Origin of the sequence: Peribacillus sp. NPDC096379, from assembly GCF_044762875.1 — a bacterium.
Taxonomy (GTDB): domain Bacteria; phylum Bacillota; class Bacilli; order Bacillales; family DSM-1321; genus Peribacillus.
The window spans coordinates 95,895-109,281 of sequence record NZ_JBIWFD010000007.1 but is presented as its reverse complement, the minus strand read 5'-3'; the positions used below and the strand labels follow the sequence as shown (position 1 = coordinate 109,281).

Here is a 13,387-nt window from a genome sequence, read left to right as displayed (position 1 = left end):
TCACACCCGTTCCCATTCCGAACACGGAAGTTAAGCTCTTTTGCGCCGATGGTAGTTGGGGGTCTCCCCCTGTGAGAGTAGGACGTTGCCAGGCTGTTTTATCTTTTTATTTTGAGTTTTATAGGAAACATTATATTATTCCGCAGTAGCTCAGTGGTAGAGCATTCGGCTGTTAACCGAACGGTCGTAGGTTCGAGTCCTACCTGCGGAGCCATGCTTCCATAGCTCAGCAGGTAGAGCACTTCCATGGTAAGGAAGAGGTCAGCGGTTCGAGCCCGCTTGGGAGCTTCCTGAATGATGATTAAACATTATTTTAAAAAATACAGGCCCTTTGGTCAAGCGGTTAAGACACCGCCCTTTCACGGCGGTAACACGGGTTCGAATCCCGTAAGGGTCACCATATATATACATATTGGAGGATTAGCTCAGCTGGGAGAGCATCTGCCTTACAAGCAGAGGGTCGGCGGTTCGATCCCGTCATCCTCCACCATTTTCATTTGCCGGTGTAGCTCAACTGGTAGAGCAACTGACTTGTAATCAGTAGGTTGGGGGTTCAAGTCCTCTTGCCGGCATCAATTTTTTGGAGGGGTAGCGAAGTGGCTAAACGCGGCGGACTGTAAATCCGCTCCTTCGGGTTCGGCAGTTCGAATCTGCCCCCCTCCACCATTTTTATAAGAAATTATCTGTTGGTCAGTTATATATTATCCTTAAAAGGGAAGTATATAATTACCACCTATTTTTTTGTCAAAATGTTATGTTTATTGGGCTATAGCCAAGCGGTAAGGCAACGGATTTTGATTCCGTCATGCGAAGGTTCGAATCCTTCTAGCCCAGCCACTTTTTAATAGTATTGCATACAAATATGTATCAAACGAATTAAGATGTATCTTCTCATTAGTCTTATTCGAGCCATTAGCTCAGTTGGTAGAGCATCTGACTTTTAATCAGAGGGTCGCAGGTTCGAATCCTGCATGGCTCATTTTAATTGCGGAAGTAGTTCAGTGGTAGAATACAACCTTGCCAAGGTTGGGGTCGCGGGTTCGAATCCCGTCTTCCGCTCCAAGTCACGATTACATATTGGGGGGCCTTAGCTCAGCTGGGAGAGCGCCTGCCTTGCACGCAGGAGGTCAGCGGTTCGATCCCGCTAGGCTCCACCATCTAATTACATATCACTACATTTATGTCTTAAGCCATCCAGGTTTAAGACTTTTTTAATTGGTTGCACCCATTCTTCCATTTTTATTAGAAAACCAAGAATAAGTCTGGATGGGGTAATTAAGCAGTATATACTCATTGAAAGAAACAAGACTAATAATGCGGCCTTAGACTTCGTTTATTTGTTTTATATGCTGACACTTCAAAAGTAATATATCGTACTTCTGTATATGTATTACAAATTGTTCGGAAATACCGGTAGAGTAAGCAAAAATTTAGAAGATATGTTTTAAATAATTGATAGATCCCAACTATTGAGAGTTTACCCCTTGCTTATGAACAGATATATATCCTTTATATTTCTATTATTGGATTTAATTAAACATATTTTGTTAAAGTTTGTTAAAATAATAGTAATGTTTTTGGAACCTTTTAGCTTGCGATTCGTATACGTATCGTATAGCCGCATGAGCGGGGGTAAATAAATGGAGTTAATTGTTAAACAAAGGATTCATGAAGTATTAAAAGGTGATCAAAATGCTTTTGGGGACGTTGTCGAACTATATAAGGATAAAGTCTTCCAACTTTGCTTTCGAATGTTAGGCAATCGTCATGAGGCTGAAGATATGGCTCAAGAAGCCTTTGTAAGGGCATATGTGAATATTCATCGATTTAATATTCAAATGAAATTCTCTACTTGGATTTACAGGATTGCTACGAATTTATGTATAGACCGGATTAGGAAGAAGAAACCTGATTATTTTTTAGATGCGGAAGTTGCAGGTACTGATGGCTTAGACATGTATTCTCAAATTGCAGCTGAAATTGCCTTACCAGAAGAACAGGTAGAATCGATGGAGCTGCAAGAAACGATTCAAGCTGAAATTCTTAAACTGCCTGAAAAATATCGATCAGCGATTGTATTGAAGTATATTGAGGAATTATCTTTAAAGGAAATCAGTGAGATCTTGGATTTGCCAATTGGCACGGTGAAAACGAGAATACATAGAGGTCGAGAGGCATTAAGAAAGCAAATGCGTCATTTATAAAAAGAAGGTGAAAAAAGAATGAAATGTCCTGATGAGGTTTATGAATATATGCACAATTATTTAGATGAAGAAATCAGTGCAGAAGATGAGGAATCTTTGAGAAAACATTTACAAGGCTGTAAAGAGTGTCGTACGTATTTTCATGAGATGAAGAAAGCGGTGGCTCTAGTACAAAGTACGTCGCATATTAAAGCCCCTGACAATTTTACAGAACGAGTAAAGGCGAGTCTTCCAAAAGAAAAGAAAAATATTAGTACCAAGCGGTGGATGAGAAATCACCCATTGTTAACGGCTGCTTCTTTATTTATTATTTTAATGGCAGGATCACTGTTCCAAACGTGGAACCAGGATGAAACTTTCTCTGTATCAAAACAAAATAATTTGGTAGTTGATAACGAGACCGTCATTGTACCTGCTGGCGAAATTGTTAACGGAGATGTAATTGTCAGAAATGGGGACATTCGTATTGAGGGAGAAGTGAAGGGCAATGTGACAGTTATAAACGGTAAGCAATACATGGCTTCAGCAGGTAATGTTACCGGTCAAATCTACGTAATTGATCAAATGTTTGAGTGGCTTTGGTTTAGTATAAAGGATACAGGCAAAGCTTTATTCCAGTTGGATGAGAACTGACTAAAAGACAAGTATGGAGCCCTGTTTTTGCAAGTAGGGCTTATTTGTCTATGATTGAAATTCAGGATAAGTATCCCAATTAGAAGGTATACATTCTTTAGTAGTATTAGAAAATAAATGATATACTAAGGTGTGTTACATTGCATGGATTTAGAGTATCACCGACTGGAGGAAGTAACATGTCATTATCCAACTTTACTTTCCTGGATTATTTCATAAATATTATCGATATTGTCCTTGTATGGTTTGTTATATATAAATTATTAGTTGTTATTAAAGGAACGAAGGCAATTCAGCTGCTTAAAGGGATATTTGTCATTGTTGTGGTTCACAGTTTAAGTAATTTACTTGGCTTTAATACGCTTGGATGGCTTATGGAGCAAGTCATGGACTGGGGAGTCCTCGCTACCATTATTATCTTTCAACCAGAATTAAGGCGAGCGCTGGAGCAGCTAGGTAGAGGGAAATTTTTCTCAAGAAGCATTGTGCAAGAGGAGGAAGAGCAGGATCGCTTGGTAGAGGAAATTGTAAAGGCTACCTCTTATATGGCCAAGCGGCGGATTGGTGCATTGATTTCGATTGAAAAGGATACAGGTTTAACCGACTTCATTGAGACAGGTATTCCATTAGGATCTCATATTTCATCGGAGTTATTAATCAATATATTCATACCTAATACTCCGTTACATGATGGTGCTGTTATACTAAAGGATAATCAATTGGCAGCTGCAGCCTGTTATTTGCCGCTATCAGAGAGCCCATTCATATCAAAAGAGCTTGGAACAAGGCATAGGGCGGCGATAGGAATAAGTGAAGTAACGGACTGTATTACAGTGATTGTATCCGAGGAAACCGGCGGAATCTCCGTAACGAAAAATGGAGAGATTTATCGTGAGCTCAGTCTTGAGACTTTTAAGGAAATGTTGACAAAAGAGCTTGTTGATGACACGAAGCAAGCTTCCTCAGGACGTTGGAATTTGAGGGGGAAGAAAAATGGATAAATTCATGAACAGCATTTGGTTCACGAGAATTATTGCATTCGCAATCGCTGCTCTTTTATTTATTTCTGTCAATTTTGTGCCTGATTCGAAACTCAGTAAAGCAGGTACATCTACCCCTGGGGAAAATGATACTGAGATTATTAAAGATATACCGGTAGAAATATATTATGATCAGAAAAACCTTGTTGTTACTGGCGCACCGGAAACGGTTGATATTACGTTAACAGGTGTGAAACCTGTATTAATGTCTGCAAAAAGTAAACGGGATTTTAAAGTATACATTGACCTTTCAGATCCAGACATTACAATGGGTGATAAAAGAGTGCCACTTAAGATCATGGATTTAAGTGAAAAGTTGAAAGCAACGATTGATCCTGGATATGTGACAGTGAACGTTCAAGAACGAGTAACAGAAGAGTTTTCGGTAGAACCAGATTATAATCGGGCCAATCTAAAGGATGGCTATACGACAGAATCCTTAGTTATTCATCCACAAACTGTGAAGATTACAGGGGCGAAGGATACGATTGACCAGATTTCTTATGTAAAGGCGATGCTTCAGTTAAATAAAGATGTAAAAGATACTGTCAATGGACAAGCAACCATTCGCGCACTGGATCGAGACTTGAATAAGTTAAATGTTATAATTGAGCCAGCTACTGTACGCTATACATTAAAAGTAAATATATCTTCTAAAACGGTGCCGATTACACTCGTACAAACTGGTAAAGTAAAAAGTGGTCTGGAGATAAAAAGTATTACAGCAGAACAGAAGGAAGTTGTCCTTTATGGGAAAGCGTCGGTGTTACAAAATATAAAAGTAGTGAATGTACCCATCGATGTATCAAAAATAGTCGGTGACGAAGAACTTGACTTGCCAATTACTGTCCCCGATAATGTTCAAAGGATTTCTAGAGAAAAGGTGACAGTGAAAATTAAGACAGACCGTGTTGAAGAAAAGGAAAAAGAAAAAGAAAAAGAAGAAGAAACAAGCCCACCGAGCAATCAAGAAACGGAACAGCCAAAAGACAAGGAAGCTACCGTACAGACGAAAACCATTTCTAATATTGTGATTCAAGCAATTGGATTGCCAGCTGAGAAACAAATAGAATTTTTATCACCAACAAAAGGTGTTACAAGTATCCTTATAAAAGGATCAGAAGATGAACTGAAAAAAGTGAATGAATCCAATATACAGCTTTCAATTAATGCTGCGGATTTGGAAGAAGGCGAGCATGATCTGGAGATTCAAGTCAATGCTCCATCTTCAATAACCTGGGAACTGCAAAACAAACAGGCATCAATATCGATATCGAATATAAAAAAAGACGAGACATAATGTGATGTATTCCAATTAGGAATCATTTGAAGAAGGAGCGAATTGTAATGGGAAAATATTTTGGAACGGATGGGGTTAGAGGAGTCGCGAATAGTGAATTAACACCTGAATTGGCATTTAAACTAGGCCGATTTGGTGGCTATGTATTAACCAAGAATACGGAGCGACCGAAAGTATTAATTGGCCGTGATACCCGAATTTCTGGTCATATGCTAGAAGGTGCCTTAGTGGCAGGGCTATTATCCATTGGAGCCGAAGTCATGCGTCTTGGAGTTATTTCAACACCGGGTGTTTCGTACTTGACGAAGGCCTTAAGCGCAGAAGCTGGTGTTATGATTTCTGCTTCACACAATCCAGTAGCTGATAACGGAATTAAGTTTTTTGGGCCAGATGGTTTCAAGCTTTCCGATGATCAAGAGCATGAGATAGAGGAGTTAATTGATTTAGAAACGGATCAACTGCCACGTCCTGTAGCGGGAGATTTAGGTCATGTAAATGATTATTTTGAAGGCGGTCAGAAATACCTTCAATACTTGAAACAAACCGTAGATGAAGATTTCACGGGAATACATGTTGCCTTAGACTGTGCACATGGTGCCACGTCTTCACTGGCTGCACACTTATTCGCCGATTTAGATGCGGATATTTCTACAATGGGTGCCTCACCTAACGGGTTAAATATTAATGAAGGGGTTGGGTCTACTCATCCCGAAGCTCTTTCACGATTTTTATTGGAGAAGGGTGCAGACATTGGGCTAGCATTTGATGGAGATGGAGATCGTCTGATTGCTATTGATGAAAAAGGAAATATTGTCGATGGTGATCAAATCATGTATATTTGTGCGAAATACTTGAATGAAGAAAATCGATTAAAGCATGGTACGGTCGTTTCAACGGTTATGAGTAATCTTGGTTTCTATAAAAAGTTAGATGAAATTGGTATTAAAAGTGTTCAAACCGCTGTCGGTGATCGTTATGTTGTGGAAGAAATGAAGAAAGGTGGGTATAACCTAGGCGGAGAACAGTCAGGTCATATCATCTTCTTAGACTACAATACAACCGGGGATGGTTTGTTAACGGGTGTACAACTTGTTAATATTATCCAAACGACAAAAAAACCATTATCTGTGCTTGCTGCTGAAATGAAGAAATATCCGCAAACATTGGTAAATGTCCGTGTCACTGATAAGCATGGTGTGACAGAAAACGCTAAAGTTCAGGAGATTATTTCTGAAGTAGAAGCAGAAATGAATGGTAACGGAAGAATTTTGGTTCGTCCATCCGGTACAGAACCATTAGTCCGTGTAATGGCAGAGGCTCCTGATGCTACACAATGTAATCAGTATGTAGAACGTATTGTAGCTGTTGTGAAAGCTGAGATGGGGCTTGAAGAATGAAACAAGTATGCATAAGAGGAACGTTTATTTCTCTTATGCATATTTTTATAAAAGAGCGTGTTCAATAAAGAGGATAAAAAGAGCCGAGAAGTTTAAAGAGCGATTGTCTCGAGGACCGGAAGACAGAGCTTGGATGCAATTCGACAGATATTTTTACCGGACTTTTTGAACGTCCTCTAAAAGCAAGAGTTTTAAACAAGATGATTGACGGATCATCTTGTTTAGGTTATGATTATCCTGTTTTTACATGAATGGGGAAATAAACATGGGAGGAGGACTGTGTCAGTACAAATATAAGCGCCAGGACTAAGCTCGGACGAAATAGCTTAGTTGACGAGGTGGAGGTTTATCGATATTTCGGCGGATGCCTCCCGGCTGTATGTGTATAGCCGCAAGAATTTCGATTTTAAAACAGCGGGGTAACTTGCTGCACAAAGAATCGGAAATACACATAAAAATAACTAGAGACAAGGGGGCAAGCATGCCCCCCAGCATTCTTGTTCCCTTGCCGATTTCTGGAGGAACAAATTATGTGCGGAATTGTTGGATATATTGGTAATCGAGATGCAAAGGAAATTTTATTAAAAGGCTTAGAAAAGCTTGAATATAGAGGCTATGATTCTGCAGGTATTGCGGTCAAAAATGAATCAAGTGTGCGAGTCTTTAAAGAAAAAGGGCGGATTGCAGATCTACGTGGAGTTGTAGATGTAACGGTTGCTGCAAATACAGGGATTGGTCATACTCGCTGGGCAACACACGGTGTACCAAACCATGAGAATGCTCACCCGCATCAAAGCACTTCAGGACGATTGACATTGGTTCATAACGGAGTGATCGAAAACTATGCAATCCTGAAACGTGACTATTTGGATGGAGTAGCATTTAACAGTGATACAGACACAGAAGTTATCGTTCAACTTATTGAGAAATTCGTCAATGAAGGACAGGATGTTGAATCTGCCTTTATTTCAACACTTAAGCTTCTTAAAGGATCTTATGCACTTGCATTACTAGATAACCAAAATGACGACACGATTTTCGTTGCAAAAAATAAAAGCCCGTTGCTAATTGGTGTAGGTGACGATTTTAATGTGGTGGCTTCTGACGCGATGGCGATGATTCAAGTAACCGATCAATACGTAGAATTGATGGATAAAGAAGTAGTCATCGTAACGAAGGAAAACGTCACAATTAAGAACTTGGATGGTCAAGAAATGACTCGTTCCCCTTACACGGCAGAACTGGATGCAAGTGATATAGAAAAAGGCACGTACCCTCATTATATGTTGAAAGAAATTGATGAGCAGCCTGCTGTTATGCGTAAAATCATTCAAGCTTATCAGAATGAAGAAGGTAATCTGGTCATTGATTACAATATTGCTGAAGCAGTGAGTGAAGCGGACCGTATTTATATCGTTGCATGTGGAACAAGTTATCATGCAGGTTTAATTGGCCAACAATTCATTGAGAAAATGGCGAAGATTCCAGTTGAAGTTCATGTTGCTTCTGAATTTGTCTACAATATGCCATTGCTTTCAGAAAAACCGCTATTCATCTTTATCTCACAGAGCGGTGAAACAGCTGATAGCCGTGCCGTACTAGTAGCCATTAAAGAACTTGGACATAAGGCTCTTGCGATTACAAACGTTCCTGGGTCCACGTTGTCACGTGAAGCAGATTACACATTGCTATTACATGCAGGTCCTGAGATTGCTGTTGCTTCAACGAAGGCTTATACAGCACAAATTGCTGTACTTGCCATTTTGGCTAATGTAACAGCTAAATTCCGTAACCAGTCTGTCGAATTTGATCTTGTAAAAGAACTGGGGATTATCGGAACAGCCATGGAAGCACTTTGTGACTCGAAAGAAGAATTTGAAGCCATCGCTCGTGAATATCTGTCTGTTACACGCAATGCATTCTTTATTGGGCGTTCATTAGATTATTACGTTGGTCTTGAAGGGTCACTGAAACTTAAAGAAATTTCATATATCCAAGCAGAAGGATTTGCAGGCGGCGAATTAAAACACGGAACCATTGCCTTGATTGAAGATGGCACACCGATTATTGCCCTTGCCACTCAAGAGGCCGTCAATTTGAGCATTCGTGGCAACGTCAAAGAGGTCGTAGCCCGTGGAGCAAATCCATGCATTATTTCAATGAAAGGCTTGGAAGAAGAAGATGACCGCTTTGTCATTCCTGCTGTTCATGAATTATTAACACCTCTTGTCTCTGTCATACCGTTCCAACTCATTGCCTACTACGCAGCACTTCACCGCGAATGTGACGTAGATAAACCACGTAACTTAGCGAAAAGTGTTACAGTGGAATAAGGTTTAAGCTAAAAATGAGATTGTTTGTTCGTGAGTAACAAAGTTGCTTAAATATGGAAGTTTGAAATCCGTTTGCTTATATTTAAAATAAGCGAACGGATTTTTTTGTTTTGGAGGAAAAGCTGCCTGCTACCAGTCATCACTAGAACTTCGTGCCAGGCACGCCCCGAGAGAACCGTCTAGGGTGGAGCAGTGCCATTTAGTCCAATTCATAAGGAAATGGTATTTGAGTAAAAAATGCTGGTAACCGAATGAAATAACTTGATTGATTAGCTTGGAGAAAGGGTTCGAATGTTATGTCGATCATATTCCTCTGCTATATGAAAAGGTAGTGAGCTGTCTGTAACGATAAGATCAATATTCTTTAATGGACAAATTGTAATATAAGACGATGTCTCAAATTTTGATGAATCAGCCACTACAACTTTGTATTTTGTTCGTGAAAGAATGGTTTGAATAACGCCTACTTCATGAATTCTAAAATCTGTCAAACCATGTTCAATGGATAATGCATTTACCGTGATAAAAGCAATATCAATATTAAAGTGAGAAAGTACTTCTTCACATTGTTTCCCATACAAAGTATATTCCTCTGGATTATAAAAACCACCAGTGAGGATTACATTGAAATTTTTATTAGCTCCAAGAATACCTAATATACGAAGATCGTTTGTAATAATGGTTAATCTCTTAAACTTTTCCACAAGTACTTTAGCAATTTCAATTGTTGTTGTACCACCGTTTAAAGCAATTGCTTGTCCTTCTTCAATTAATTCAATTGCTAATGAGGCAACTTCTAGTTTTTTCTCTAAATGATTCACTTCTCGTTCGTTAAAAAGTTTGTTTAGAACATTATCTTTATTTTGCTTTAAAATAGCTCCTCCATGTACTCGTTTTAATAAGCCTTTTTTTTCAAGTACTTCTAAATCTCTACGAACAGTATCTATCGAGACATTCAATAATGTAGCAAGTTCAGAAGCTTTTACAGCTTTTTGTTGCTTTAAGTAGGCTTCAATTTTTTGATGGCGATGTTCTTGTAACAATGCCCTTACCTCCGTCTCATTCACCAATAAATAGTGATAGTTATTATCTATCTAAATCATAACATTTATTATAAAAATGCAAAACAATGCAAAAAAAAGCAAAATGTAAAGTTAAAATTAAATATTTATTGTGAGAATATCGTAAATTTTGCGTTAATAATCCGTAAAACCAATTGTAAAACTGCAAAAAAACAACTATTGTTGCATTATGGAGCAAAAAACAGCAATAGGAAGAATGTATTAGAAAATAAAACCGCGAAAAATAGCAAGGAGTAAATATTAAATAATAAGAGTGAAAAAAGCAAAAGAGCGAATAGTGAATAATAAAAGTGAGAAGGAAAGGATATGAATCATGGGAAACTACTACAATCCAGTAAAAATTAAAATAGCTCCTTTAGAAGTGATAGGGAATGTATTAAATAACCTAAATCCTCAACTAAGCAAGATTGTACTTTTAACTCGAGGAGGGGATTTCTCAGAATCCCAGGCCGGTCAAACCCTATATAAATGTCTTGAAGGCTTTGAAGTCAAACAATTAGAAGTGGAAATTTCCAATCCTGATGTTGAGGATTTATTTCATTATTTTCAACAAATTAATCACTTTGATTATCAATGCATAGTAGGAATTGGTGGCGGCAGTGTTCTTGATCTTTCGAAATCATTATCTGCATTAAAGAATATGGAGATAGATTCTACCTCAGCTTTACGTTCTGTGATTGAACAAAAACTTTATAAAGAAAATCCAAACATCGTACCATGGATTGGAATCCCTACAACTTCAGGTACTGGTTCTGAGGTTACTTGCTGGGCAACGATTTGGGATCGCGCTAACGGAGTGAAAATGTCAGTTGATAGTGAAAAATTATATGCACATACAGCAATCATTGATCCAACTCTAACAGCATCATTACCGAAAAGTTTAACGGCTTCAACAGCTTTAGATGCTTTATGTCATGCAACTGAGGCTTACTGGTCAAAGAACTCCAATGAAATTTCAAGAGTCTATTCATTAGAGGCGATCCATAGTATTGTCAATCATTTTGAAAAGGTATTAAATCATCCGACTGAAGTTACTTTAAGGAAAGAAATAGCTTTGGGAAGCTTGTATGCAGGTCTGGCCTTTAGCAATACAAGGACAACGGCATGCCATTCCATATCATATCCTCTGACATTGGAACTTGGAATGGTCCATGGGATAGCGGCAAGCATCACGTTGGCTAAAGTGATGGAAATCAATTTTGATTCTATTATTGAAAACGATAAGTTGCTCCAAGCATTTGGCGTAAGCAGCTGTAGCGAAATTCAAGAGCTTATCGAACATTTCCATCAACTATCAGGTTTCTCAAGCAAACTCAGAGATTACAAGGCCAATGAAGAAATAATCGAAACGATTGCCGGAAATGCCTTTACGAAGGGCCGAATGGATAATAACCCAGTTGCTTTAACGAAGGAAGATGTCAAACAAATTCTACTATCTATTTATTAATGAAAAGGGGAGAAAAAAATGAAGACTAAATTTTCATTTTTAATGTTTTTAATATTCACTGTTTTGTTAACGGCATGTAGTGGTGGCAACGGAGATACAGCAAAAACTGGTAACGGTGGCAATACAAAAGTGGATGATGTGATTAAAATGGTTTGGTATCCGAACGAGTCCGGTGAAAGTATGAAAGCATCTCGTGAAGAAATTGGCAGGCTTATTTCAGAGGCGACAGGTAAAAAAGTTGAGCATCAATTAACAACTGACTATGCCATTGCGATTGAAACGATGGTTAACAACAATGCTGACCTTGCATTTATGGGATCACAAAGTTATGTCGAAGCAAATAAGAGGAATGCTGCTGTTCAAACAATAGCAGTAAAATCTGGAAAATCCGGTACTTTGGATGATGCCAAGTACTATAGCTGGTTAGCGGTTAATTTGGACGAACAAGACAAGTACAAAGAAAATGGAGAATTTTCACTTGATAAAATAGCAAATACAAGGTTTTCATTCGTATCTAACAGCTCAACATCAGGATTTAAAGTACCATCCACAAATATTATCGCTCATTTTTCAAAACAAGAAAAGTATGCAGATTTAACGGCAGAGGATTTAATGGAAGGTGGACCATTATTCTCTCAAGTATTATTTGGTAACTCTCACCAAGGCTCCGCAGTAAATTTATTATCGGGTAAAGCTGATGTTGTGGCATTCTGTGATACTTGTGTGAAGGACTATGTGGAGATTGCTGAAGGTGATGAGAATACAGCCGGTGCTGTTTATCGCGTTAAAGATGATGCTGCAGAACCTTTTAATACAGTTACAGGTAAAGAATTTACATTAATGAGTGCTACACCAGTATTAAATGAACCATTCGTAGTGAACATGGATACAATCGGTCAAGAGGATTTTGATAAAATTCAACAACTATTAACTTCAGATGAATTTGCAAAAAATGAAAAAATCTTTGCTCCTAAAGATTCAGGACAGACAGCTTTATTCTCTAAAGAAGGTGAAGAAAGACTACTTGCTGTTGAAGATAAATGGTATGATCCAATCCGCGAACTTTCAAAATAATACACTTTCCCATCATTATGTGGAAATGAAAATAGTAAGAGTGTACATATATTTATATGCGCACTCTTGCTTATTAAATAAGCAATAAAAAGGAGTCAATTCACATGTCATTGTTAAAAGTAGAGGGACTCGGAAAATCATATACATCAGACATAAAAATATTAAAGAATATTAATTTTGAAATAAAAGCTGGAGAATTTGTTTCGATCATTGGTCCGTCTGGTGCTGGTAAATCAACCATGTTACGTTGTATGAATCGAATGGTTGAATTTAATGAAGGAAAGATTATTTTTAATAACAACGATGTAGGAAGTTTGAATAAAAAGGAATTACGCAAATTGCGAACAAGCATTGGGATGGTCTTTCAGCATTACAACCTCGTACCTCGTTTGACGGTTATTGAGAATGTGCTGCATGGCAGGTTTGGGTATAAAACAACGATGCAAGGAATTTTAGGTAGATATACGGAAGAGGAGAAAGAACGTGCCTTTTACTTGCTAGAGAAATTAGGAATTCATGAACATGCTTATAAACGCTGTGACCAGTTAAGCGGTGGTCAGCAGCAACGTGTAGGTATATGCAGAGCGCTTATTCAAGAACCGAAACTGGTTCTATGTGATGAGCCGATTGCTTCGCTTGATCCGAGTTCCTCTAAGATTATCATGGACCATTTAAAATCTATAAGTACGGAGATGGGCATTACCTGTTTAGTGAATTTACATCAAGTTGAAGTGGCGCAAAATTATTCAGATCGTATCATCGGTTTGAATAAAGGTGAAATTGTATTTTCTGGAACGAGCAGTGAACTTTCTGAAGAACAAATTAACAAAATTTATGGTACAGAAACTAAAGACTTAATAATGGCATAAGGAGCAAT

At 38.2% G+C, this 13,387-nt stretch carries 10 protein-coding genes, 10 tRNA genes and 1 rRNA gene; 20 read left to right on the top strand and 1 reads right to left on the bottom strand.

Going from position 1 to position 13,387, the window contains the following annotated elements:
- The 17 genes from rrf to glmS all read left to right on the top strand — a co-directional run.
- Positions 1-94, top strand: a 5S ribosomal RNA gene (gene rrf, locus ACIQZI_RS22020); the annotation flags it as partial.
- 45 nt (positions 95-139) lie between these two features.
- A tRNA-Asn gene (locus tag ACIQZI_RS22015) sits at positions 140-214 on the top strand.
- Between the two features lies 1 nt (position 215).
- Positions 216-288, top strand: a tRNA-Thr gene (locus tag ACIQZI_RS22010).
- A 37-nt stretch (positions 289-325) separates the two neighbouring features.
- A tRNA-Glu gene (locus ACIQZI_RS22005) sits at positions 326-400 on the top strand.
- Positions 401-414: 14 nt separating this feature from the next.
- Positions 415-490, top strand: a tRNA-Val gene (locus ACIQZI_RS22000).
- A 9-nt stretch (positions 491-499) separates the two neighbouring features.
- Positions 500-572, top strand: a tRNA-Thr gene (locus tag ACIQZI_RS21995).
- Between the two features lie 10 nt (positions 573-582).
- Positions 583-666, top strand: a tRNA-Tyr gene (locus ACIQZI_RS21990).
- A 96-nt stretch (positions 667-762) separates the two neighbouring features.
- Positions 763-837, top strand: a tRNA-Gln gene (locus ACIQZI_RS21985).
- A gap of 69 nt (positions 838-906) precedes the next feature.
- Positions 907-979 (top strand) — tRNA-Lys (locus ACIQZI_RS21980).
- Between the two features lie 8 nt (positions 980-987).
- Positions 988-1,062 (top strand) — tRNA-Gly (locus tag ACIQZI_RS21975).
- 19 nt (positions 1,063-1,081) lie between these two features.
- Positions 1,082-1,157 (top strand) — tRNA-Ala (locus ACIQZI_RS21970).
- Between the two features lie 483 nt (positions 1,158-1,640).
- Entirely contained in the window at positions 1,641-2,204 is a 564-nt protein-coding gene (gene sigW / locus ACIQZI_RS21965) for an RNA polymerase sigma factor SigW (RefSeq protein ID WP_062187060.1), read from the top strand.
- Between the two features lie 18 nt (positions 2,205-2,222).
- Complete coding sequence (locus ACIQZI_RS21960; RefSeq protein ID WP_062187058.1) at positions 2,223-2,837, top strand: zf-HC2 domain-containing protein; 615 nt, start codon at positions 2,223-2,225, stop codon at positions 2,835-2,837.
- A gap of 179 nt (positions 2,838-3,016) precedes the next feature.
- Complete coding sequence (gene cdaA / locus ACIQZI_RS21955; protein ID WP_403077390.1) at positions 3,017-3,838, top strand: diadenylate cyclase CdaA; 822 nt, start codon at positions 3,017-3,019, stop codon at positions 3,836-3,838.
- The gene (locus tag ACIQZI_RS21950) at positions 3,831-5,177 is read left to right on the top strand and encodes a CdaR family protein (protein WP_403077384.1); all 1,347 of its coding nucleotides are present in this window, start codon (positions 3,831-3,833) and stop codon (positions 5,175-5,177) included. Before cdaA ends, ACIQZI_RS21950 begins: the two co-directional genes overlap by 8 nt.
- 47 nt (positions 5,178-5,224) lie before the next feature.
- Positions 5,225-6,574 (top strand): phosphoglucosamine mutase, encoded by a 1,350-nt coding sequence (glmM, locus tag ACIQZI_RS21945; protein WP_403077382.1) that lies wholly within the window; start codon positions 5,225-5,227, stop codon positions 6,572-6,574.
- 530 nt (positions 6,575-7,104) lie between these two features.
- Entirely contained in the window at positions 7,105-8,907 is a 1,803-nt protein-coding gene (gene glmS, locus ACIQZI_RS21940; protein WP_403077379.1) for a glutamine--fructose-6-phosphate transaminase (isomerizing), read from the top strand.
- 269 nt (positions 8,908-9,176) lie between these two features.
- On the opposite strand, the gene ACIQZI_RS21935 is transcribed toward glmS, so the two are convergent.
- Positions 9,177-9,950, bottom strand: coding sequence for a DeoR/GlpR family DNA-binding transcription regulator (locus ACIQZI_RS21935; RefSeq protein WP_403077376.1), 774 nt, complete (start codon positions 9,948-9,950; stop codon positions 9,177-9,179).
- A gap of 352 nt (positions 9,951-10,302) precedes the next feature.
- Here ACIQZI_RS21935 and ACIQZI_RS21930 point away from each other — a divergent pair, with 352 nt between their 5' ends.
- The 3 genes from ACIQZI_RS21930 to phnC all read left to right on the top strand — a co-directional run bounded on the left by ACIQZI_RS21930 (position 10,303) and on the right by phnC (position 13,379).
- Positions 10,303-11,436 carry a phosphonoacetaldehyde reductase gene (locus tag ACIQZI_RS21930; protein WP_403077373.1) on the top strand — a complete coding sequence of 378 codons (1,134 nt, stop codon included), beginning with the start codon at positions 10,303-10,305 and terminating at the stop codon, positions 11,434-11,436.
- Positions 11,437-11,454: 18 nt separating this feature from the next.
- Positions 11,455-12,510 carry a PhnD/SsuA/transferrin family substrate-binding protein gene (locus ACIQZI_RS21925; protein ID WP_403077370.1) on the top strand — a complete coding sequence of 352 codons (1,056 nt, stop codon included), beginning with the start codon at positions 11,455-11,457 and terminating at the stop codon, positions 12,508-12,510.
- Positions 12,511-12,614: 104 nt separating this feature from the next.
- Entirely contained in the window at positions 12,615-13,379 is a 765-nt protein-coding gene (gene phnC, locus ACIQZI_RS21920; protein WP_062187041.1) for a phosphonate ABC transporter ATP-binding protein, read from the top strand.
- Positions 13,380-13,387 lie beyond the last annotated feature (8 nt).